General features: G+C 67.4%; 18 protein-coding genes and 1 pseudogene. 6 read left to right on the forward strand and 13 right to left on the reverse strand.

Annotation, left to right across the window (positions count from 1 at the left end; translation table 11 throughout):
* The first annotated feature begins 16 nt into the window (after positions 1 to 16).
* The 3 genes from ACYBYQ_RS17360 to ACYBYQ_RS17370 all read left to right on the forward strand — a co-directional run bounded on the left by ACYBYQ_RS17360 (position 17) and on the right by ACYBYQ_RS17370 (position 2,951).
* Positions 17 to 970 carry an MBL fold metallo-hydrolase gene (locus ACYBYQ_RS17360; protein ID WP_459615693.1) on the forward strand — a complete coding sequence of 318 codons (954 nt, stop codon included), beginning with the start codon at positions 17 to 19 and terminating at the stop codon, positions 968 to 970.
* A 95-nt stretch (positions 971 to 1,065) separates the two neighbouring features.
* Positions 1,066 to 2,766, forward strand: a complete 1,701-nt coding sequence (locus ACYBYQ_RS17365; protein ID WP_459615694.1) for an FAD-dependent oxidoreductase — start codon at positions 1,066 to 1,068, stop codon at positions 2,764 to 2,766.
* On the forward strand, positions 2,757 to 2,951 hold the full coding sequence (locus ACYBYQ_RS17370; RefSeq protein WP_459615695.1) for a DUF2783 domain-containing protein: 195 nt from the start codon (positions 2,757 to 2,759) through the stop codon (positions 2,949 to 2,951). Before ACYBYQ_RS17365 ends, ACYBYQ_RS17370 begins: the two co-directional genes overlap by 10 nt.
* Positions 2,952 to 2,972: 21 nt before the next feature.
* On the opposite strand, the gene ACYBYQ_RS17375 is transcribed toward ACYBYQ_RS17370, so the two are convergent.
* Genes ACYBYQ_RS17375 through ACYBYQ_RS17400 form a run of 6 tightly spaced genes read right to left on the reverse strand, consistent with a single transcriptional unit; the run spans position 2,973 to position 9,097 of the window.
* A complete protein-coding gene (locus ACYBYQ_RS17375; RefSeq protein ID WP_459615696.1) occupies positions 2,973 to 4,724 on the reverse strand; it encodes an ABC transporter permease in 1,752 nt (583 codons plus the stop codon).
* A 1-nt stretch (position 4,725) separates the two neighbouring features.
* The gene (locus ACYBYQ_RS17380; RefSeq protein WP_459615697.1) at positions 4,726 to 5,877 is read right to left on the reverse strand and encodes an ABC transporter ATP-binding protein; all 1,152 of its coding nucleotides are present in this window, start codon (positions 5,875 to 5,877) and stop codon (positions 4,726 to 4,728) included.
* A gap of 9 nt (positions 5,878 to 5,886) precedes the next feature.
* Entirely contained in the window at positions 5,887 to 6,909 is a 1,023-nt protein-coding gene (locus ACYBYQ_RS17385) for an ABC transporter substrate-binding protein (RefSeq protein WP_459615698.1), read from the reverse strand.
* Between the two features lie 55 nt (positions 6,910 to 6,964).
* A complete protein-coding gene (locus ACYBYQ_RS17390) occupies positions 6,965 to 7,159 on the reverse strand; it encodes a hypothetical protein (RefSeq protein ID WP_459615699.1) in 195 nt (64 codons plus the stop codon).
* Between the two features lie 22 nt (positions 7,160 to 7,181).
* Complete coding sequence (locus ACYBYQ_RS17395) at positions 7,182 to 7,730, reverse strand: 3-phenylpropionate/cinnamic acid dioxygenase subunit beta (RefSeq protein WP_459615700.1); 549 nt, start codon at positions 7,728 to 7,730, stop codon at positions 7,182 to 7,184.
* A complete protein-coding gene (locus ACYBYQ_RS17400) occupies positions 7,727 to 9,097 on the reverse strand; it encodes an aromatic ring-hydroxylating oxygenase subunit alpha (RefSeq protein ID WP_459615701.1) in 1,371 nt (456 codons plus the stop codon). Before ACYBYQ_RS17400 ends, ACYBYQ_RS17395 begins: the two co-directional genes overlap by 4 nt.
* Before the next feature lie 457 nt (positions 9,098 to 9,554).
* Here ACYBYQ_RS17400 and ACYBYQ_RS17405 point away from each other — a divergent pair, with 457 nt between their 5' ends.
* The gene (locus tag ACYBYQ_RS17405; RefSeq protein WP_459615702.1) at positions 9,555 to 10,304 is read left to right on the forward strand and encodes a FadR/GntR family transcriptional regulator; all 750 of its coding nucleotides are present in this window, start codon (positions 9,555 to 9,557) and stop codon (positions 10,302 to 10,304) included.
* Positions 10,305 to 10,312: 8 nt separating this feature from the next.
* Here the strand turns inward: ACYBYQ_RS17405 and ACYBYQ_RS17410 are convergent, their stop codons facing one another.
* Complete coding sequence (locus ACYBYQ_RS17410) at positions 10,313 to 11,218, reverse strand: LysR family transcriptional regulator (protein WP_459615703.1); 906 nt, start codon at positions 11,216 to 11,218, stop codon at positions 10,313 to 10,315.
* A gap of 154 nt (positions 11,219 to 11,372) precedes the next feature.
* On the opposite strand from ACYBYQ_RS17410, the gene hmgA reads away from it, so the two are divergent.
* On the forward strand, positions 11,373 to 12,671 hold the full coding sequence (gene hmgA, locus ACYBYQ_RS17415; RefSeq protein ID WP_459615704.1) for a homogentisate 1,2-dioxygenase: 1,299 nt from the start codon (positions 11,373 to 11,375) through the stop codon (positions 12,669 to 12,671).
* A gap of 30 nt (positions 12,672 to 12,701) precedes the next feature.
* The gene (gene fahA, locus ACYBYQ_RS17420; RefSeq protein ID WP_459615705.1) at positions 12,702 to 14,018 is read left to right on the forward strand and encodes a fumarylacetoacetase; all 1,317 of its coding nucleotides are present in this window, start codon (positions 12,702 to 12,704) and stop codon (positions 14,016 to 14,018) included.
* Between the two features lie 102 nt (positions 14,019 to 14,120).
* Here fahA and ACYBYQ_RS17425 read toward each other — a convergent pair whose 3' ends face one another.
* The 6 genes and pseudogenes from ACYBYQ_RS17425 to ACYBYQ_RS17450 form a co-directional block, all read right to left on the reverse strand.
* On the reverse strand, positions 14,121 to 16,061 hold the full coding sequence (locus tag ACYBYQ_RS17425; protein ID WP_459615706.1) for an LTA synthase family protein: 1,941 nt from the start codon (positions 16,059 to 16,061) through the stop codon (positions 14,121 to 14,123).
* An 88-nt stretch (positions 16,062 to 16,149) separates the two neighbouring features.
* Entirely contained in the window at positions 16,150 to 17,460 is a 1,311-nt protein-coding gene (locus ACYBYQ_RS17430) for a sensor histidine kinase (protein WP_459615707.1), read from the reverse strand.
* Positions 17,457 to 18,158 carry a response regulator transcription factor gene (locus ACYBYQ_RS17435; RefSeq protein WP_459615708.1) on the reverse strand — a complete coding sequence of 234 codons (702 nt, stop codon included), beginning with the start codon at positions 18,156 to 18,158 and terminating at the stop codon, positions 17,457 to 17,459. The genes ACYBYQ_RS17430 and ACYBYQ_RS17435 overlap by 4 nt, the downstream gene beginning before the upstream one ends.
* A 9-nt stretch (positions 18,159 to 18,167) precedes the next feature.
* Positions 18,168 to 19,583 (reverse strand): FAD-binding oxidoreductase, encoded by a 1,416-nt coding sequence (locus ACYBYQ_RS17440; protein ID WP_459615709.1) that lies wholly within the window; start codon positions 19,581 to 19,583, stop codon positions 18,168 to 18,170.
* A 145-nt stretch (positions 19,584 to 19,728) separates the two neighbouring features.
* Positions 19,729 to 20,675, reverse strand: a pseudogene (locus ACYBYQ_RS17445) (IS481 family transposase).
* A gap of 86 nt (positions 20,676 to 20,761) precedes the next feature.
* Entirely contained in the window at positions 20,762 to 21,388 is a 627-nt protein-coding gene (locus ACYBYQ_RS17450; RefSeq protein WP_459615710.1) for a BPTD_3102 family carboxylase-like protein, read from the reverse strand.
* Positions 21,389 to 21,505: the final 117 nt, after the last annotated feature.

Raw genomic sequence — 21,505 nt, forward strand, 5'->3', positions numbered from 1 at the left:
AGTGGAAGGAGCCAACATGAGCAAGCAATTCGCCTCGCACGCCGACCTCCAGGACAAGGTCGTCTCGTTCGAGAAGCTGTCCGACCATGCCTACGCCTATACCGCCGAGGGCGATCCCAACACCGGCGTCATCATCGGCGACGAAGCCGTCATGGTGGTCGATACCCAGGCCACCCCGGTGATGGCGCAGGACGTGATCCGGCGCATACGCGAAGTCACCGACAAGCCGATCAAGTACATCCTGCTGTCGCACTATCACGCCGTGCGCGTGTTCGGCGCCTCGGCCTACGGCGCGCAAGAGATACTTGCCAGCCGCGACACCCACGACCTCATCGCCGAGCGCGGCGAGCAGGACAAGGCCAGCGAGATCGGCCGCTTCCCGCGCCTGTTCCGCAACGTCGAGTCCATTCCGCCCGGCCTGGTCTGGCCCACCATGACCTTCAAGGGCGAGATGACGGTGAACCTCGGCAACCTCGAGGTGCAGCTGCTGCAGGTGGGGCGCGGCCACACCAAGGGCGACACCATCGCCTGGCTGCCCGAGCAGAAGATCCTGTTCGCCGGCGACCTGGTGGAATACCAGTCCACGCCCTATTGCGGCGACGCCTATTTCCGCCGCTGGCCCGCCACGCTGGATGCCCTGGCCGCCTTCGGCGCCGAAAAGATGGTGCCGGGCCGGGGCCCGGCCCTCAAGAGCGCCGAGGAAGTGCGCAAGGGGCTGGCCGGCACGCGGGCATTCCTCACCGATCTCTACGCCATGGTCAACCGGGGCGTGGCCGACGGCAAGGACCTGAAGTCCATCTACCGCGAAACCTACGACTTCATGAAGCCGCGGTACAGCGACTGGGTGATCTTCGATCACTGCATGCCGTTCAACGTCTCGCGGGCGTACGACGAAGCCACCGGCCACGATGACCCGCGCATCTGGACCGACAAGCGCGACCTGGAGATGTGGCAGCAGCTGGAGGGCTGAGCCGTCGTCAGCGCAACGCCGGCGTGGCGCCGGCGCGCGGATGCCGCAGGGCCCGCGAGTACAACAACACATAGAACACCACGCAGGAGACAGCCGTGGGAGACATCGATTACCAGGCGGCGGAGTTCGCCTATCGCCAATGCGCCGACCAGCGTGCCGCGGCGCCGGCGCGCCATCCCGTGGTCGTGGTGGGAGCGGGCCCCGTGGGGCTGACGGCGGCCCTGGACCTCGCGCGCCAGGGCGTGCCCGTGGTCGTGCTGGACGACGACTGCCGCCTCGCCAACGGATCGCGCGCCATCTGCTTTGCCAAGCGCACGCTGGAGATCTGGGACCGCCTGGGCCTGGGGCAGCGCATGGTCGACAAGGGCGTGTCCTGGAACGTCGGGCGCGTGTTCTTCCGCGACCAGGAAGTCTGGAAGTTCGACCTGCTGCCCGAGGCCGGCCACCGGCGCCCTGCCTTCATCAACCTGCAGCAATACTACGCAGAGGGCTTCCTGTGCGAACAGGCCCAGGCCGAGCCGCGCATCGACCTGCGCTGGAAGAACAAGGTGGTCGAGGTGGTGCCCCAAGCCGACGGCGTGCAGGTCCGGGTGGAAACCCCGGACGGCGAGTACGTGCTGGTCGCAGACTGGCTGGTGGCCTGCGACGGCTCGCGCTCCCCCGTGCGCCGGATGCTCGGCCTGGAAGCACATGGGCGCATTTTCCGAGACCGCTTCCTGATCGCGGACGTGAAAATGGAGGCGCCGTTTCCGGCAGAACGCTGGTTCTGGTTCGACCCGCCGTTCCATCCCAACCAGTCGGTGCTGCTGCACATGCAGCCCGACCACATATGGCGCATCGATTTCCAGCTGGGCTGGAACGCAGACCCGGTGGAGGCCGTCAAGCCCGAGAACGTGCTGCCGCGCATCCGCGCCCTGCTCGGCGACGAAGCGCGCTTCGAGCTGCAATGGGTCAGCGTCTACACCTTCGCCTGCGAACGCATGGACCGCTTCCGCCACGGCCGCGTGGTGTTCGCCGGCGACAGCGCCCACCGCGTCTCGCCTTTCGGCGCGCGCGGCGCCAACAGCGGCGTGCAGGATGCCGAGAACCTCGCCTGGAAGTTGCGCCTGGTGCTGGCCGGCCTGGCGCCGGAAAGCCTGGTCGACTCGTACTGCGCGGAACGCGAATACGCGGCCGACGAGAACATACGCAATTCGTCGCGCTCCACCGACTTCATCACGCCCAAGAGCGAGGCCAGTCGCGTGCTGCGCAATGCCGTGCTCAACCTTGCCCGGCACCATGCCTTCGCGCGCACGCTGGTCAACAGCGGCAGGCTCTCGCTGCCGTCCAGCTACGTGGATTCGCCACTGAATACGCCCGACGATGCGGCGTACGCGGGCCACATGCATCCGGGCGCGGTGGCAGCCGATGCGCCGGTGCGGCATCGCGCCTGTGACGCCTGGTGGCTCCCGCAGCTCGGCAACGACTTCGTCCTGGCGATGTTCTGCGGCGCGGCGCGCCCCGACGCCGCGCTGCGCTCGGCAGCCGCCGGGCTGGCGCTCGGCCCCCTGCCCGTGCGCACCGTCTATATAACGGATGCCGCCGACCCGCGCGCTGCCGACGAAGTGGCCGATACGCAGGGCCTGCTGGCGCAGCGCTACGACGCGCGGCCCGGCACCTGCTATCTGCTCAGGCCCGACCAGCACGTGGCAGCGCGCTGGCGCGCCTTCGACCCTGCCGCCGTACGGGAGGCGCTGCACCGCGCCGTGGGCCACGCGCAGCCGGTAACCCGCGAGGAGGCCGTGGCATGCCACTGAACACCCAGCCCAACCTGGCGTCGCCCGACGACTTCTACGAATGCCTGCTCGAGGCGCACCGGGACCTCAGCGACACGCAGAGCCAGGAGCTGAATGCGGCGCTGGTGCTGCTGCTGGCAAACCACATCGGCGACATGGCGCTGCTGCGCGAAGCGCTGGACCGGGCGCGGGAGTCGGTGCTGTAGCAGGCGGGGCTGCTCACGCCCCTAGCCGAACAACCGCAATTTGCGCCGGGCCAGATACAGCATCGTCATTACCACGACGGCATCCAGCAGGGTCATGATGAGCGCGATGGCCGACAACTGGGGAAACGAGCCGTTTTCCCAGAGATCGAGCAGCACCAGGCCCACCACCGGATTGTTCGTGCCTGACAGCAGCGCGCTGGCGGTGAGCTCGCCGCTGATGTGCACGAACAGGATCACCCAGCCTGCCATCAGGCCGGGCAGCATCAGCGGCAGGATGATCCGGCGAAAGGTCTTGAACGACCCCGAGCGCGCCATGTGCGCAGCTTCGATGAGCTCGGATCCGACCTGGGCCAGAGCGGAATGGGCGGACCGCACGGCCTGGGGTACGACCAGCACGAGATTGGCCAGCAGCAGGATCAGGAAGGTGCCGTGCAGATTCAGCACGCCGCCCGTGAAAGCGAGCACCATGCTGACGGCGACCACGGTATGGGGCAAGGTGGCGGGAAAAGCCGTGGTGCCGTCTATCAGCATCTGCGCGCGTGGCCCGGCCGAGCGGGAGAACAGCACCAGCACGGCTGCTCCCACCATGCCCAGCGTGGCGCCCACCACGCCCAGGCCTATGCTGTTCATCAGCGCGCGCGAGGTCATCTCGTTCTCGTGGAGCACATAGCGATAGTTGGCCAGGTCCAGCATGCTCCAGTCCACGTTGGTCGTCCAGAACGGCTGCAGCGACACGACGAGCAGTGCGGCGACCGGGATGATTGCCGTGGCCAGCAGATGGGCATTGATGGCCGACCGGGCCAGCCAGCGCCAGGGCCCCAGCGCGATCCGGGTCGGGGCGGTGCCCTTGCCCGAGATCACGGCATGCCGCGAGGCGCGCGTCACCACGAGCTGCGCCAGCAGCGCAAGCTGCACGATCACCATCATTGCGAGGCTCAGCATGACGGCCAGGTCGGTCTGCGGCGGATGGTTGTACAACAGCCTGTAGATGGTGACCGACAGCACATCGATGCCTGCCGAGGTGCCGATCACGATGGGCACGGAGAACAGCGAGATCGCAAAAATGAGCACGATGATCCCGGCATTGACGATGGCGGGCCAGACCGCAGGGAGCGTGACGCGCCGCAAGGTCCGCCACGGGCTTGCGCCGCAGATGCGGGACGCTTCCTCCAGGCTGGGGTTCAGGTTCTGCAGGGCGGCGGAGACGGTCAGGTACACGTAGGGCACCAGGTACAGCGTCATCACGCAGATCAGGCCGGTGTATGTGAACAGATTGATCGGTCCGCTGTCGAAGCTCACGCCGAACCAGCCGGCGATCCAGCGCAGCACGGCATTGGCCATGCCGGCCTGGGGCGACAGCAGGATGACCCACCCTATGACGCCCGAGATCTGCGGCACCAGCAGCGGGACGAGCGGCAGGAACTCGGAGGCAAGCCCGGTGCGGGCGTCGGTGCGCTCGATCAGCCAGGCGAAGGACGCGCCGATGAGCAGCGCCAGCAGACTGCTGGCGCCCGCCACCAGGAACGTATTGCCGAAGACGCCGAGCATGGCTGGCGTGGCCACGGTGTCCAGCACCTGGGCAAGGCCGGTTCCGCCCTCCACGAAGAAGGCCCGCCAGAAGATGGTGCCAAGCGGGTAGAAGATCATTGCCGCCGTCAGCCCCAGCAGCAGCACGGACGCCGTCTCGAAGGGCCCGAAACGCAGCCGGCGCCGGGCCCGGCGCGGCGACCCGGCAAAGTTCGCCGGATTCAGCGGCATGGTATCGCCGGACATCTCAACTGGGCTCCGTATCGACGAACAGGCGTGCGTGCTCGGGCTTGATGCTGACACTCACGATCGCTTCCGGATCGAAGGCGTCGGTGACGAGACTGCGCGCCACGAGCCTGTGATCCCCTACCCGGACCGCATGCTCGGAGCAGTTCCCCAGGAACATGGACGCCTCGAGCCTGGCCTCGAAACAGTTGGGGCTGTGCGCGTCCGGGACGCCCGCCCGGATCTCCAGCTGCTCGGGACGGAACATGATCGTCACGGCGTCGCCCACCGACGCTGCATGGGCGGTGCGCAGTTTCAGCATGCCGATACGGGAACGCACCACCGCCAGTCCGTCTTCGTGGCCGTCCAGAACTCCCGGGACGGTATTGCTGGAACCCATGAACTCCGCGACATAGCGCGAAACCGGATGGTTGTAGATCTCGCCCGGCGTGCCGAGTTGCGCGATCTGGCCTGCCTTGAATACCGCAATGCGGTCTGCAACGGCGGTGGCCTCGGTCTGGTCGTGCGTGACGTAAAGCCAGGCAAATCCCAGCCGGCGCTGCAGGGTCACCAGCTCGATGCGCAGCTGCTCGCGGACCTTTGCATCGACATTGGACAGGGGTTCGTCGAACAGCACCATGCCATCGTTCGCGATGACGGCACGCGCGAGGGCGATGCGCTGCTGCTGACCGCCGCTCAATTGCGCCGGATAGCGGTTCTGCAGTCCCGTACAGGCCACCATGGCGAGCGCCGCGTCCACCCGGGCCCGGTCGGCCTTTTTATCGGCTCCCGCCCTGTTCTCCAGCGGATAGCCGACGTTCTGCGCCACGGTCATGTGCGGCCACAGTGCGTACGACTGGAACATCATGCTGACGCCGCGCGCCTCGGGCGGCACGAATATGCCCCGGCTGGCCGAGAAGACGGTGACTCCGCCGATCTCGATCTCGCCCTCGTCGGGCTGCTCGAGGCCCGCAACGCAGCGCAGCAGTGTCGTCTTGCCGCAGCCGCTGGGGCCCAGCAGCACCACGCGTTCGGACTGCGCGATGTCGATGGAAACGTTGTTCAGGGCCAGTACCTCGCCCCGCCGGGTGCGGTAGCGCTTCACCAGGTTGCGCACGCTGACCTGCGGCGCGGCGGCAGGCCTCGCGGCGGCTGCGGCGGCATGCTGTTCCATGGTCCGTCCTCAAGTCAGTCCGAGCAGTTTCAACAGCTCGGGCGCCCGAGCCAGTGCTTCCTTGATCTTCGCCCGATGGAAATCGGCCGGCAGCGGCAGCGCACCGGCAACCCCCGCCATGGGCGAGGCGGCCGTATCCTTGCTGAGCACTGTCTGCCCTTCCTGGGTAAGGATGAAATTGGCGAACAGCCGGGCGGCATTCGGGCTGCGCGATCTGGTCGAGATGGCCAGCATGGATTCCAGGCCCGAGTTCGGCGACGGCGTCACGTCGTCCAGAGGGGCGCCTTTTTCGATCAGCGAATAGCTGACCATGCGCAGGTTGGGCAGCACGAAGGCGGCTTCGCCGGCAGCCACCATCTGGGTTCCCGGCAGCGTGCTGGCCACGACGCGGGGCTTGAGCGAGGCCAGCCGCTTCAGGTAATCGGCGCCGTAGGTGTCATACATCAGCGCGGCCCATTCGATCAGCGTGGGGCTGTTGCGGACGTCGGCCATGATGATCCGGCCGGTCCATTTGTCGTTCAGGACGCCTTGCCAGTCGCGGGGGATGTCCTCGCCTTTGACGAGGTTCGTGTTGTAGGTAATGGTATGGGGAAACAGCGACACGACCGCCAGGTATGGCTCCTTGAACCCGGCCGGCCAGGCCCGGTGTGCCGGCAGGTCCTGGATGTCGGCAAACCATCCCTTCTGGTGCCCCTCCGCCAGCAGCAGGGGGTCGCCCAGCTGGAGAATGTCGGCCACGGCATTGCCGGCCTCCATCTCCGAGGCGAAGCGGCGCCCCAGCGGGCCGGTGGCCAGGCGGACGATGTTCACCTTGATGTCCGGGTACGTCTTGTTGAACAGCGCCACCAGCCGCTTGGACAGCTCGGGGTTGGTCGAGGCGTAGTAGGTCAGCCCGCCCTCGTCGCCCGCCTTTCTCGCAAGCTCGGCCAGGTCCAGAGCCGCGGGCTGGGCGCGCAAGGCGGCCGGCAGCAGCCCTCCGGCAGCTGCGCCAGCCGTTGCAAGGAGGAATTCTCGTCGTCCGAATCGGGTCATGGCAGCTCCGTATGCGCGTCCGGGCCCGTGGGCGTGGACGCATCGGGGTGGAACATCAGGGCAGGAGTTCTTTGACGTCGTGAGCGAAGATGGATCGCTCGGTGCCGTCCACCAGCTCGGGATGTGTGGGATGTGAGGTATATCGGGCGAAGAGCCACAGGCCGTCTTCGGGGTTGTAGGTCACGACGGCCTGGGCGCCATTCAGCAGGACGATGCGCGTGCCCGGCACCACGTCCAGAAAATTGTCCATGTTCATGGTGGTCCTGGTCGGCTCAGAAGAAGGTGGTCAGGTTCTTTGCCAGCAACACGTTCTGGTCGAGGAAAATTTCCCTGCGGGCGATCTTCCACTCGCCATCCACGCGGCGCAGCACGTCCTGGCGCTTCCCCACCAGGATGTCGACTTCCGTCTCCATGCGGTTGCGATAGACCAGGAAGCGGCACCTGACGCTCAACTCCTGGGGCGAAGGCCCGAGCGAACCGGCGTCGAGAATGCGAACGTTGGTGATCAAGTGCGACATGCGCGACCGCGGCTCTTCCGCCCAGTGGATGCCGGTGGCCAGCTGCTGCACGCGCTGGCCGAGCGTACGCTTGTCTTCGTCGATCCACGCGTTGTCCACGCCTTCGCGGCTGTATTCGTCCTGGCTGTGCCGGTATTGCACGTTCCGGGCCAGCGGCATCCAGTAGCGCACGTCGTCGGTGAACAGGGCCAGCCAGTCGGCGAACCTGCGTTCATCGAGCAGGTCTGCCTCGGCGAAGTAGAACCGCTCGATCTCCCGCTCCAGCAGCAGCATCGCAATCTCGGGGGTGTGCTGCGCATTCATCTTGCGCCCTCCATCGCCGCGCCGCGCGCTCCGGCCATGAGCTCATCCCAGCTCTTGCCCTGCATCAGCTGCTTCCAGCGGCTGTAATAGATGCGGGCGTTCTCCTCGGTGGTATCGCCGCCTTCCACCGCATCCTTCAACCCGGCGACCGGACGCGCGTGTCCCATCCCCATCTGATAGTTGTAGTCATACCGGCGTGCGATCACGCCCTTGCTTGCGTCGGTGGCGTACCCCCAGTTCTCGGCGTCGTCCGATTCGGTCATGCCGCCCGGGCCGGAGTAGCGCAGGTAGTAGGCTCGCATGGCGGCCTTCACCGCCTCGGGTGCGTCTTTGTCGACCAGGTAATAGCGCCACATCTCCATTTCCGTGGGGCTCACGGGATGGAAGACGGCCAGCGTACGCGGCTGGCGCCCGTGGAACGACATGCTGGGGAAAATGGTGGCTGCTCCCGTCTGGACGCGCATGCGGTCGCCGAGCTTGCGCACCCGCGCTTCGTGCAGCTCGCGGAAATACTGCTGCAGTTCCGGATAACGGGTGAACTGCGGCGTGTATTCCGGCTCGGCATAATGAGGCGGGTGCCCGATGACGCCATGGCCGAGGTGCGGGAAACCCATGATGATGTTGGGAACGGTGTTGTCGCGGCGGCCCTTGCCTTCGCTCGGCCCGATGCCCACCAGGTTGACCGAGCGATGGCTGATGTCGTGGTAGTGGTCGCCGATGAAGTTCTCGGGCGGGAACTTCCAGTTGCATGGCATGCGCCATTTCTGGACGCCGCCCAGGATCTCGGACCCGCCTTCGCTGCCGTCGCGATGATCCAGCGCCGCGTCCAGATACAGGCGCATGTCGCCCAGGTATTCTTCGAAGGACGGCGCGGCAGGATCCCAGTTGGCCCAGATGGTGCCCTTGTAGTTCACTACCTTGGGACAGGGAACGAGACCCCATGCTTTCTTGTCGAGCTCGCCTTTGTAGTGTTCTTCGAATCCCGGCACCCCGACCAGTTCGCCCGGCATCTCGACCAGCGAACCATCGATCGAATAGCTCCAGGCATGGTAAGGGCAGGTAAACGACCGGGCATTGCCCTGGTCGTAGCGGCAGACCTTCATGCCGCGATGGCGGCAGCTGTTCAGCAGGACGTGGATCTGGTTCTGCGGGTCGCGCGTCACGATCACCGAATCCAGCCCCATGCGGGAGACCACATAATCATTCGGCTTGGGAATCTGGCTTTCGTGGCCCACCATCAGCCAGGAGCGGGCGAATATCTGCTCCAGTTCCTGCTCGAAAATATCCGGATTGACGAATATTTCCCGGCTGATGGTGCCTCTGGTGGTGTCCACCAGGGATTCGAGATGGTCCGCGCTGAATCGCATTCATGTCTCCAGCACTGCGTTGCATGGGATGTAGGGAGGACAGGCTCCGTCTCCGGCTGCCGAGATAATTGTAGGATAATCTTATTAAGACAAAGTACATCGAAATCACGGATTGTGCCGTGCGGCGCTTTGGTATAAAGGCACGAGCATTCCAGCCGGCAGGGAAGCGCGGTGTCCGCCGCAGCTGCGTACGTGCGCTTTGAGGCGCTTTGGATACTCCCCGGCGCTCGGGCCAGGCGCGGACAGCTCCGCGAAGGGCGGCGGATCCGGCGCCGCGAGCGGACGGCGGGCCGGGCCTCCGCTTTCATTTGTGTGATAAATGAAACGGACGCCAGCACCCCGTTCCAGCCTGTTTTTTTATAATTAAATAATCAGGTCATATTATCTGCATATTAATAAGCGCGAGCGGCCGGCATGCGGTTTGTACTACAATTCATATATTGGATGCGAGGCCGCCATGGCATTATTGAAGAAGCAACGCAATATCCCGGCACGCGGAGAAGCCAACCTCACCGACCGGATCGCCGCCATCCTGGTCAACGAGATCACCAGCGGGCAATACAAGGTGGGCGAAATACTCCCGCCCGAGCAGGTGATTGCGGAAAGGCTGGGCGTTTCCCGCACCGTGCTGCGCGAGGCCGTATCGCGCCTGAAGGCAGACGGGCTGGTTTCCAGCAAGCAGGGCCGCGGGCTGGCCATCCAGGCCACCACCCGGCCTTCCGTCCTGAGGATGCATGCCGACGAAGGCAACCTGGTGCAGATACTCAGCATCGTGGAGCTGCGCCGGGGCTTCGAGATCGAAGCGGCATCGCTGGCCGCAGCGCGGCGCACCGAGGCCGATCTGGCGGCCATGCGCGAGGCATTATCGGAAATGGCCTACGCCATCGAGTCGGATAATGTGGCGGCCGGGGTCGAGGCCGACCTGAAATTCCACCGTGCCGTCGCCGAAGCGACCCGGAACGAACACTACATCGAGTTCTTCATTTTTCTCAGCAGCCTGCTGGCAGATAATCTGCGGGTATCGCGCACCCGCTCTGCGGAGGCAAATCGCGGCAGCGACGCGCAGCGCGAGCACGAAACGATTTATCGCGCCATAGAACGCGGCGACCCGGAGCTTGCGCGCCAATGCGCGCGCAACCATATCGAGAATACCGAATCTCGCCTGCGCAGCAATCACCCCGGCGCCGCCTTCAGGCTCAGCGCCTGACCACGCGCTCAGGGCTCGGCAAACCGTTCCGCCAGCAGTTCGCGCAGCCAGGCATTGCCGGCGTCGCGCTGGAACCGGCGGTGCCAGTACAGGTTGGTCTGCAGCGCCGGCACGCGCACGGGGGGCTGCAGCATCTGCAGCCCGAAGCGCGGCGCGGCGCTGGCCGCCAGCTTGGCCGGCACGGTGGCCAGCAGGTCGGTGGTGCTGAGGATATAAGGCACCGCCGAGAAATGCGGCACGCTGAAGTGTTCGTGCAGCGCGATGCCGGCGTCCTCCAGCGCCCGGTTGACCTGGCCATAGGGCGCCGCCCGGGACACCACCAGGTGCCGCTGCGCGCGGAATGCGCGCAAACCCATGCCCGCGTGCGCCTGCGGGTGGCCGTGGCGAAACAAGGTCATGTAGCCCTGGCGGAACAGCATGCGCTGCACGATCTCGCCTCCCAGGTCGTCGAAGGCCCCTACCGCGGCATCCACGGCCCCGGATTCCAGGCCGCGCTGCAGCTCCGGCCCCGCCAGGCGCACGGAATCGATGCGCACCGCGGGCGCCCGCTGGGCGCAGATGTCCATGAGCGTGGGCATGAAATGGATCTCGCCGACATCCGTCATGGCAATCCGGAAGCGCCGCCGGCTGGTTGCCGGGTCGAAGCCGGCGCCGGCCTCAGCCAGACCCGACAGCAGCGACAGCGCCTCGCCGACCGGCCCGGCTATGCGTTCGGCCAGCGGCGTGGGCAGCATGCCCTGCCCGGTGCGCACGAAAAGATCGTCGCCGAAAGTATCGCGCAGGCGCCGCAGCGCGTTACTGACGGCGGGCTGGGACAGGTCGAGGCGGCGCGCCACGGCCGAGATGTTGCGCAGTTCGAGCAGATGCTGGAATACCACCAGCAGGTTCAGGTCCAGCGAGCGCGGATCGAGCATGGCGGTCTACTATTCATGAAATTTATAGGATGTATTTTTGCATTCCCATAGCCGTATGTCATGGGATTGCCGACAATAGCTTCAATTCCCACACCGCGGCAGGAACGCACCGTGCCCCGGGGCCCCGGCCCATCGTCCAGATACAGGAGGAACCATGGAACCGACATACCAGTCCGGATTCGGCAACAGCTGCGCCACCGAAGCGCTGCCCGGCGCCCTGCCGGCGGGCCGCAACTCTCCCCAGAAATGTCCCTACGGCCTGTATGCGGAACAGCTGTCGGGCACGGCGTTCACGGCGCCGCGCGCCGAAAATCGCCGTTCCTGGCTTTATCGCATCCGGCCGGGCGTCACGCACCAGCCTTTCGAGCCGTACGCAGGAGCCGCCGGCTGGCTGAGCGATTTCGGGCGCCTGCCCGTCACGCCCAACCAGCTGCGCTGGAGCCCCCTGCCCCTGCCGGCGCAGCCCACCGATTTCGTCGACGGCATGCACACCTGGGGAGGCAACGGTTCGCCCGAGGAGCACGGCGGCGTGGGCATCCACCTGTATGCGGCCAACCGCTCGATGCAGGGCCGCTTCTTCTATGACGCCGACGGCGAACTGCTGATCGTGCCGCAGCTGGGCCGGCTGCGGCTGGCCACCGAGCTGGGCCTGGTCGACATCGAACCGCTGGAGATCGCCGTGATCCCCCGCGGCATACGCTTTCGCGTGGAACTGCTGGATGCCGAGGCGCGGGGCTACGTGCTGGAGAACTTCGGCGCGCCCCTGCGGCTTCCCGAGTTGGGCCCGATCGGCTCGAACTGCCTGGCCAACGCCCGCGACTTCCTGGCGCCGCATGCCTGGTACGAGGACGTGGAAGGCGACTTCGAATTGATCGCCAAGTTCACCGGCGGCTTCTGGCGCGCCCGCATCGACCATTCGCCGCTGGATGTGGTGGCCTGGCATGGCACTCACACGCCATACAAGTACGACCTGCGCCGCTTCAATGCCATCGGCTCGATCAGTTTCGACCATCCCGACCCGTCCATCTTCACGGTGCTCACTTCGCCCTCCGACACCCCGGGCACTGCCAACATGGACTTCGCCATCTTCCCGCCGCGCATCCTCACGATGGAGGATACGTTCCGCCCGCCCTGGTTCCATCGCAACGTGGCCAGCGAATTCATGGGCCTGATCCAGGGCGTGTACGACGCCAAGGCGGAGGGCTTCGCCCCAGGCGGAGCCAGCCTGCACAACTGCATGAGCGGCCACGGCCCGGATGCCGAGACCTTCGAGAAGGCCAGCAACGCCGACACCAGCAAGCCGCACTACATCCGCGATACCATGGCCTTCATGTTCGAGACGCGTCGCGTGATCCGCCCCACCGAACAGGCCCTGGCCTCGCCGCAGCGCCAGGCCGACTACTACCAATGCTGGCAGGGCCTGAAGAAGCATTTCCGGCCCGACGCCGCCTGAATCCAGAACGACACGAGACATCCAGACCCCATGAGCCTGTTGAACGAAACCCACGACCCCTCCCTGCGGAGCTGGGTAGCGAGCGCCAACACGCCGGACACCGGCTTCCCGCTGCAGAACCTGCCCTATGCCACTTTCCGGCGCCGGGGCAGCGGGCAGGCCTTCCGGCCGGGCGTCGCCATCGGCGACCAGATCCTAGACCTCGCCGCCCTGGCTGCGCTGCAACCGTTCGACGGACCGGCCGCCCAGGCACTGGCCGCCTGCGTGGCGGAAACGCTGAATCCCCTGATGGCCCTGACGCCGGCCCACTGGAGCGCGCTGCGCCTGGCGCTGTCGCGCGCGCTGCGCCAGGGATCGCCGCTGCAGGCCCAGGCGGAGCCGCTGCTGGTACCGCAGTCCGAGGCCGAATACGCCAATCCGGCCCGCATCGGCGACTACACCGATTTCTACATTTCGGTGCACCACGCAACCGCCGTCGGCAAGCAGTTCCGCCCCGACAATCCCCTGCTGCCGAACTACAAGTGGGTGCCGATCGGCTATCACGGCCGCGCGTCCAGCGTGGGCGTGAACCAGGCGTTCCCGCGCCCCGTCGGCCAGCAGCGTCCCGCCGCGGAAGGCGAAGCGCCGCAGTTCGGGCCGTGCAAGCGTCTCGATTACGAGTTGGAGCTCGGCATCTTCATCGGCCAGGGCAATGCCCAGGGCGAGCGCATCCCGCTGCCCGATGCCGAATCCCATGTGTTCGGCCTGTGCATACTCAATGACTGGTCCGCCCGCGACATCCAGGCCTGGGAATACCAGCCCCTGGGCCCGTTCCTGGCCAAGAACTTCGCCTCCACGATCTCGCCGTGGGTGGTAAGCCTGGAAGCGCTGGCGCCCTTCCGCGCGGCCTGGACCCGCGACGCCGCCGACCCGCAGCCCCTGCCCTACCTCGACGACGCCGCCAACCGCGCGGGCGGCGCGCTGGACGTGCAGATGGAAGTGCTGCTCAGCACCGAGAAATCGCGCGCCGGCAAGCAGCCGCCCGTGCGCCTCTCCCGCAGCAACTTCCGCGACGCCTACTGGAACGTGGCCCAGCTAGTCACGCATCACACCGTCAATGGCTGCAACCTGCAACCCGGCGACCTGCTGGGCACCGGCACCTTGTCCGGCGCCAGGCCCGAGGAGGCCGGCTCGCTGCTCGAGCTCACCGACGGCGGCAAGCGCCCCCTGGAACTGCCCTGGGGCGAGCAGCGCACCTTCCTGCAGGACGGCGACCAGGTCATCATCCGCGCCGAATGCGTGAAGGACGGCTATCCGCGGATCGGCTTCGGCGAATGCGTGGGCACGGTGATGCCGGCCCGACCCTGATCGCGCACGGGCGGCAAGCCCATGGCAGGACGGCCCGCGGAATGCGGGCCGTCCTGCTTTTGCGCAAGGCGCCCTGCGCTTTGCGCCTCGCATGCCGCGGCGCTACTTCACCCCCTCCGGCAGCTTGTAGCGCTCTTCCCGATACGCCCAGCTCGGCCACAGCGCATGCGCCAGCGCCTCTTTCTCGAGCACCGGGTCTACGGGGGATTCCTGGTATCCGTCTTCCTGGTCGTAGGGCCGGCGCGTATACCGGTACTGGTGCGGCGGCTTGCGCGGCTCGATGACCACCAGCTGGTCGCCCTTGAGATAAGCGAAGTTGTCGCCGTACTGCATGATGGCGCGGTTCGGATCGCGCTGGGTGAGGTCGGCCCCCAGCATGGGGTTGGTGTTGTCCAGGCCGATCAGCGACAGCAGCGTGGGCCCCATGTCGATCTGGCTCACGATACGGTCGTCGCTGCGCGGCGCGATGCTCCCGCCGAGGATCAGCGCGGGGATCTGGAAATGGCGCACCGGCACCAGGTTGGCGCCCCAGACGCGCGAGTCGTGGTCGGCGATGACGAGGAACACCGTGTTGTCCCAGTATGGCGCCTTGCGGGCCTTCTCGAAGAAGTCGCCGATGGCCCAGTCGGCATAGCGCACGGTGTTTTCCACTGTTGCCGGGTTTCCGTCGGGCTGGATGCGGCCGGCAGGATACTCCCACGGCGAATGGTTGCTCACCGAGAAGGCCAGCGTGAAGGTCGGACGCTCGCCGTCGGCGCGCAATGCCTTGTCGAGCTGGGTGAACATGTCTTCGTCGGAGGCCCCCCAGGACCCGACGAAGACCGGGTTCTCGAAGTTGCCGCGGTCGATGACCTGGTTGAAGCCGTTGCCCAGGAAGAAGCCGCGCATGTTGTCGAAGTGCGCCTCGCCCCCGTAGATGAAGCGCGAATGGTAGCCATGGCGACCCAGCAGATCGGCCAGGGTGAAGAAGCCGCGCTGCGACCGTGGCAGCTTGAGGACCGCCTCGGCCACGGTAGGCAGGAAGCCCGCCGTGACTGCCTCCAGTCCGCGCACCGAGCGGGTGCCCGTGGCATAGGCCCGGTTGAACATCCAGCCTTCACGGGCCAGCCGGTCGATGTGGGGGGTGAGGTTGCGGCCTCCCAGGCTCCCCACGTACTGCGCGCCGAGGCTCTCCTGCAGGATGATGACCAGGTTGAGCGGCTTGTCGCGGCGCACCGTGGCGCGCTGCGCATGCAGGCTGGGCAGCGCAGGGTCCAGCGGCGGGTCGGCGAAGCCGGCGGAGGCCCGGACGATGCGCTGCATCTCGTCTTCCGCCATTTCGGGGTACAACGCCGCCGACGACCGCTCGTCGCGCATGCGATAGGCGGCGTCGAACACGTTGTAGAGCGAGTTCAGCGCCAGCGTGTTGACCATGGCGTCGCTGCTGAAGGCCACCACTGCCGGGTTCAGCGGGCGATGCGCCAACGTGCCCCGTGCAGCCAGCACCACCACGGCCAGGATGAGGACGGACGCGATCGGCCGCTTCCACCAGCGCATCGGCGCGTCCTTCAGGTGCGTGGGAAAGAGGCGCACCGACAGCCAGGCCGCCGCGACCAGCACCAGGGCGGCGGCCGCCAGCACCCCCTTGTAGCCCTCCCAGAGCATGGCGGACACTTCCCGGGGATGCACGAGGTACTCGAAGAACAGGCGATTCGGGCGCGTGTCGTACTCGAGGATGAACTGCGGCGTGGACACCTCGAGCAGCACGAACAGCATCCACCACACGCGGAACCACCAGGCCATCAACCGCGCGGCCAGGGGCCGGTGGCCCACCCAGGGGCCCAGCACCGCCGGCACGGCCACGACCATGGCCAGCAGGCACAGGTCGATGCGCAGCCCGCCCAGCATCACCGGCCAGAGCCCGCCGGCGGCGTGGACCCGATCCCAGAGCCAGAACGAGAGCGCCAGCCGGCTCAGGGTCAGCATGACCAGGACCGCCACGATGAAACGCAGGGTAAGGCGGCACGGCATGCCGCGCGCGGCAGGCGCGGAAGATTGCGTCATACGTTGCTCTATTCTCGGGAAAACGTCGTAGCTTAGGGCCCGGGGCGTCGAATTTGCGTGAAATCCGCCTGCAACACGGCGAGGCGGTTCAACCCAGGCGCAGCGTGAAGCAGGTGCCGCGCTGCGGCCCCTCTACGGCCGAATCCACGTCCAGCCGCCAGCCATGCATGTCGCAGACACGCTTGGCGATGGCCAATCCCAGGCCGCGCGGCATGCTGCCCGCCGGCGCGGCTGCCGCGGAGTCGCGCAGGCGGCCGCTGTAGTAGCGCTCGAAGACGAACGGCAGCTCGGCCGCAGGAATGCCCCGGCCGTTGTCGCGCAGCGCCAGCACGCCGTCGCGCTCGAGCGAGGCCCGCAGCGCCGCGGGCGCCGCGTGCTCGATCGCGTTGCGCACCAGGTTGCGCAGCACCACGAGCAGCGCGTAGCGGTCGAGCACCCGCACTTCGTTCGCCGGGATGCCGTTGCGGAACGTCACGCCGGCTGCCGCCGCGGCGTCCTCGAAGCCGCGCCAGGCATCGTCCATGCAGGCGGCCAGGTACACCGCCTCGGTACGGCCCGGCTGGTCGCTGGCCATGGCGCGCGCGCTTTCCAGCGCCGCAGAGATCGCGTCGACGTTGTCCACCACGCGCTCGATCCGCATGCGCTGCGCCTGCGGGAGCGCGGGATCCAGCAACATCATTTCCCCATCGGACCGGATGGCCGCCAGCGGCGTGCGGACCTCATGGCTGACGTTGGCCGCGAATTCGCGCTCGCGCGCGATGGAGCGCTCGACCTGGGTCTGCACGCGATTGAAGGCCTCCATCAGGCGGCCCGCTTCGTCGTCGCGGGTGACGGCCAGGTCCGGCGCGCCGGGCGCCCAGGTGCTGAGCCTGCGGGTGAGGTCCACCAGCGGGCCGACGGCCACGCGGGCCACGCGCCGCGACATGCCGTAGGCCGCTACCAGGCAGATGGCGCCCACGGCCAGGACGACCCACCCGAAGGCGCGCACGCGCGCCTCGTTGTCGGTGGCGTCGTAGAGCACGTAGAGCCGCCCGCCTGCCGTGTCGGCCACCCGCACATGCCAGGTCTCCATGCCGGGCTCGAGCAGATGCAGGCCCGGCTCGAGCCCGCGCAGCGGCTCGGGCAGGACGTCCGGGGAACCGGCCGGCGCCACCATCCAGGCGCGCATGGCGCCGCCCAGCTCGCGCATGGCGCCCACCGGGCCGGGATCGTCGCCCATGGCGATGTGCTGCGTCAGCCGCCCGGTCTCGGTGGTGAGGATGTCGTTGACGAGATCGTCCTCCATCTGGTCGAACGTGAGGTACGCCAGCAGGGCCAGGGCGGTGACGAACAGCGCCACCGAACCGGTCAGCGCCCACACCACGCGCTGGGTGAGAGTCCCGCGCGGACTGATGCTCATGGGCCGTCTTCGGCCAGGCGCCAGCCGGCGCCATGGACGGTCTCGATGCCGTCGAAGCCGGCCTCGGCCAGCGCGCGCCGCAACAGGTGCAGCTGGCTGCGCAGCGCATCCGGGGACGGCGCTTCGCCGGCCCACAATGCAGCCTCGAGCTCGTCGCGCGACACGACGCGGCCGGGATCGCGCAGCAGGATCTCGAGTATGGCCACCGACTTGCGCGCCAGGCGCACCGGCTTGCCCGCAACGCTCACCACCCGCGTCCGACTGTCGAGCTGCAGCGTGCCGAAACTGCGCACCGCCGTGACCACGTCGCCGCGGGCGCGATGGATCAATGCCAGCAGACGGGCCTCGACCTCGGCCAGCGCAAACGGCTTGGTGAGATAGTCGTCGACCCCATGGGCGAACCCCGCCAGCTTGTCGTCCAGGCCGTCGCGCGCCGTGAGCATCAGCACCGGCACGTCGAGGCGGCGTTCATGGCGTATCGCATGCACCACCCCATATCCGTCGAGCCCCGGCAGGCCCACGTCGAGCACGACGGCGTCGAACCCCTGCGCAGCCAGCACCGACAGGGCCGCGTGGCCCTCGTAGGCCACGTCGGGCACGAAGCCGCGCGCCTCCAGGTAGGCGTACAGGTTCCCCGCAATGGTGAGATCGTCCTCGACGATCAGCACGCGATAGTGCCGGACGTGCGGCGCGGCCATGTCTGCGTCTCAGGGCTGCAGGACCTTGCCGGGATTGAACAGCCCCTGCGGATCCAGCGCGCGCTTGATGCGTTTCATCAGCGCCAGCTCCACCGCGCTCTTGTAGCGCGGCAGCTCGTCGCGCTTGAGCTGGCCCACGCCGTGCTCGGCGCTGATCGAGCCGCCGTGCGCCTGCACGCTGTCATGGACCACGTCGTAGATCTGGGGCTGCAGTGCCAGCAGGTCCGCCTCGGTCTGGCCGGGCGCGCGCGCCACGTTGTAGTGCAGGTTGCCATCGCCCAGGTGGCCGAAGATCACGTTGCGCACCTGCGGGAAGCGCTCCTGGAGCAGCGCGTTGGTGGTGTGCACGAATGCGGCGATGGACGAGATCGGGATGGACACGTCGTGCTTGACCGACTTGCCGAGCTCGGCCTCGGACAGCGGGATGCTCTCGCGCAGGTGCCACATGGCCTTGCTCTGGGCCAGATTCCCGGCGATGGCGGCATCGGTGGCCAGGCCGTCCTCGAGCGCGGCGCCCAGCACCGCCTCGAAGCGGCTGCGCGCATGCTCTTCGCTTTCGCTGTCGGACAGCTCGAGCAGCGCGAACCACGGCGCGGCCGCCGAGTCGCCCTCGAAGGGCAGGCGCTGCTGGGGGAACAGCTTGACGACAGCCTGCAGGCAATCCCCGGCCATGAGTTCGAAACCGGTGAGGGCCGCGCCGAAGCCCGAACGTGCACGCGACAGCAGTTCGACCGCCGCATCGATGGTGGGCAGGGCCAGCAGCGCGGTGCAGCGCGCCACCGGGCGGGGGAAGAGCTTGAGCGTGGCCGCGGTGATGACCCCCAGCGTGCCTTCGCTGCCGATGTACAGGTCGCGCAGGTCGTAGCCGGTGTTGTCCTTGCGCAGGCCCCGCAGGCCATGCCAAATCTCGCCCTCGGCCGTGACGACTTCCAGCCCCAGCGTCAGCTCGCGCGCATTGCCATAGCGCAGCACCTGGGTGCCGCCGGCATTGGTGGCCAGATTGCCGCCGATGGTGCAGCTGCCCTCGGCCGCCAGGCTGAGCGGAAACAGCCGGCCGGCCTGCTCGGCCGCCTGCTGGACGGCCTGCAGGATGCAGCCCGCTTCCACGGTGATGGTGTCGTTGTCGGTGTCGATGTGGCGCACGCGGTTGAGGCGCGCAGTGGACAGCACCACTGCCCGGCCTGATGCGTCGGGGGTGGCGCCTCCGCACAGGCCGGTGTTGCCGCCCTGGGGCACCAGCGGCGCGCCGTGCCGGGCGCACAGGCGCACCACGCCGGCGACCTCCTCGGTGGAGCCGGGCCGCACCACGGCCATGGCCGTGCCCTGGTAGCGGCGGCGCCAATCGATCAGGTAGGTTTCGGCGTCCTCGCCGGTCAGTACGTGGGCCTGGCCCACGAGGGATTGCAACTCGCTCAGCAGCGTCATGGCAGGCGTACTCGCATAAGCCGGCATGGCAGCCGGCCCGTGTCCAGAAGCGCCTATTGTAGGGGAACGCCAATGGCGCCAGCCCTGCCCGGGCTGGCCGCATCCCAGCCCGATACCGCAGCCCGGCAGCCCCGGGCCGGCCCACCTAGCTGTGAAGTTTCAAGAGGTTGTTCATGGCCGGGATGCGGCTCATGGGCGGGAGGTCGTTCAACGCGGAGTGTGGCCGAAGCCAGTTATATCGGTCGATGAAGGGTTGTAATGCGGCCTCGCGGTGGGCAGAGGAGAGGTAGGGGTGGGCGTACGCCCACTCCCTGAGGCTGGTCTGCACGAAGCGCTCTGCCTTGCCGTTAGTCTTGGGGGTGTAAGGCCGAGTGCGGATGTGGCGTACGCGCAGTGCCTGGCAGGCCATTTTGAAGGCCTTCGAGACGTAGCCGCTGCCGTTGTCGGTCATGACCCGATCGATGCGCACGCCCAGGCTGGCGTAGTAGGCCACAGCCTCGTGCAGGAATTGCGCGCAACTGGGGCCTGACTCATCGGCTCTGATGCGGGCAAACGACACCCGCGAGTGGTCATCAATGGCCAAGTGCACCAGATCCCAGCCGATGCCCCGATTACGATTCTTTGCCCGGTCTCCCGTGATTCGGTGGCCCACGCCCCGGATACGGCCCAGTTTCTTGGTATCGAGGTGCAGCAGTTCGCCTGCGGCGCTGCGCTCGTATCGACGCACGGGCTGCACCGGATCCAGGGACTTCAACCGCGACAGGCCTGCCCGCTTCAGATGCCGGCTCAACAAGGCCAGGCTGCATTGGCCGGCAGCGGCAATTTGGCGAAAGGTCCGCCGCTGGCGCCGTAACGCCTCGATCTGCGACAACCGACTGGCCGTATATGCGCGCGGGCTGCTGGCGGGCCGCGAACTGCGGTCGACCAGACCGCCCGGCCCTTCGGCACGAAAACGTGCCAGCCACTTATAGCCCGTACGCACGCTTACCCTGCCTGCGCGGCTGCGGCCACCTTCCATCCTTGCGTCAATACGCGATCGACCATCAGGGCTCGACCTCGAGCTGTCAATCCTGCATGCTTATGGCTGTTCATCCGGGCCTTGGGGTTGGGAGGTTGAAGCGTAGAGAACTCCAGTTTCCCAAATCCTTCCGGATGAACAACCTATTGGAACATCACACCTAGCGCCGCGCGCGCAGCCGGGATTCCGCGTAGGCCAGGGCCAGGCGTGCGCCCGTGACGCCGGCGCAATACGCGGGGGAATTCAGCCGCGCGAGCAGCAGCGCCCGTTCGCCGGCGGGCAGGGCGCGCATGCGGGCAACGGCGAAGTACGCACGCCGCAGGGCGTCGCCGCGCGTGCTGCCGCAGACCAGCAGATGCGCCGCCGGCGCGTGCCCGCGACGCGCGCCGATCTGCAGATCCAGTACATGGGGTGCCAGCGGCTCGAGCGTGGGCCGCGCGCCGGCATAGCGGCATGGGCGCTGGACCTGCATCACGCGAAACTGGCCGCTGTCGGAATCCAGGGAGAACGAGACGGTGCCCAGACCCTGCCAGCCGCGGTCGCGCGCCAGCGATACGGCCACGGTGCGCAGCGCCGCCGCGATGGACGGCGCCAGGCGCGGCGCCGGGCATTCGGCGATCAGCACCGCAGCGTCCTGCCACACGGACCGTTCCCAGATGCGGCCGGCCTCGACCATGCCGCCGGCCTCTGCGTACACCGGAATGTCGAGCCGCCGCTCGCCACCCGGCAGGGGGGAACGGTTGTCGCGGCCGCTGGAATCGGCCGCGAACAAAGCTTTGGCACCCATGGGCCACCTCCCGTTCGAATTTCGCATTAGCGTAGCACTAGTTGCGAGATGCAATTTTCATGCCAGTGGACGCGCGCCTCGCCAGCGGGCGCGAATACCCGTCACTGCACCGACATG

The organism is Bordetella sp. 2513F2, assembly GCF_054642735.1.

Coding starts and splice junctions, on each gene's coding strand:
- ACYBYQ_RS17375 (WP_459615696.1), bottom strand. CDS start 4,724: ATGTCCGGCGATACCATGCCGCTGAATCCGGCGAACTTTGCCGGGTCG.
- ACYBYQ_RS17390 (WP_459615699.1), bottom strand. CDS start 7,159: ATGGACAATTTTCTGGACGTGGTGCCGGGCACGCGCATCGTCCTGCTG.
- ACYBYQ_RS17395 (WP_459615700.1), bottom strand. CDS start 7,730: ATGAATGCGCAGCACACCCCCGAGATTGCGATGCTGCTGCTGGAGCGG.
- ACYBYQ_RS17405 (WP_459615702.1), top strand. CDS start 9,555: ATGGCATTATTGAAGAAGCAACGCAATATCCCGGCACGCGGAGAAGCC.
- ACYBYQ_RS17435 (WP_459615708.1), bottom strand. CDS start 18,158: ATGGCCGCGCCGCACGTCCGGCACTATCGCGTGCTGATCGTCGAGGAC.
- ACYBYQ_RS17410 (WP_459615703.1), bottom strand. CDS start 11,218: ATGCTCGATCCGCGCTCGCTGGACCTGAACCTGCTGGTGGTATTCCAG.
- ACYBYQ_RS17370 (WP_459615695.1), top strand. CDS start 2,757: ATGCCACTGAACACCCAGCCCAACCTGGCGTCGCCCGACGACTTCTAC.
- ACYBYQ_RS17425 (WP_459615706.1), bottom strand. CDS start 16,061: ATGACGCAATCTTCCGCGCCTGCCGCGCGCGGCATGCCGTGCCGCCTT.
- ACYBYQ_RS17430 (WP_459615707.1), bottom strand. CDS start 17,460: ATGAGCATCAGTCCGCGCGGGACTCTCACCCAGCGCGTGGTGTGGGCG.
- ACYBYQ_RS17440 (WP_459615709.1), bottom strand. CDS start 19,583: ATGACGCTGCTGAGCGAGTTGCAATCCCTCGTGGGCCAGGCCCACGTA.
- ACYBYQ_RS17400 (WP_459615701.1), bottom strand. CDS start 9,097: ATGCGATTCAGCGCGGACCATCTCGAATCCCTGGTGGACACCACCAGA.
- ACYBYQ_RS17450 (WP_459615710.1), bottom strand. CDS start 21,388: ATGGGTGCCAAAGCTTTGTTCGCGGCCGATTCCAGCGGCCGCGACAAC.
- ACYBYQ_RS17385 (WP_459615698.1), bottom strand. CDS start 6,909: ATGACCCGATTCGGACGACGAGAATTCCTCCTTGCAACGGCTGGCGCA.
- fahA (WP_459615705.1), top strand. CDS start 12,702: ATGAGCCTGTTGAACGAAACCCACGACCCCTCCCTGCGGAGCTGGGTA.
- ACYBYQ_RS17360 (WP_459615693.1), top strand. CDS start 17: ATGAGCAAGCAATTCGCCTCGCACGCCGACCTCCAGGACAAGGTCGTC.
- ACYBYQ_RS17380 (WP_459615697.1), bottom strand. CDS start 5,877: ATGGAACAGCATGCCGCCGCAGCCGCCGCGAGGCCTGCCGCCGCGCCG.
- hmgA (WP_459615704.1), top strand. CDS start 11,373: ATGGAACCGACATACCAGTCCGGATTCGGCAACAGCTGCGCCACCGAA.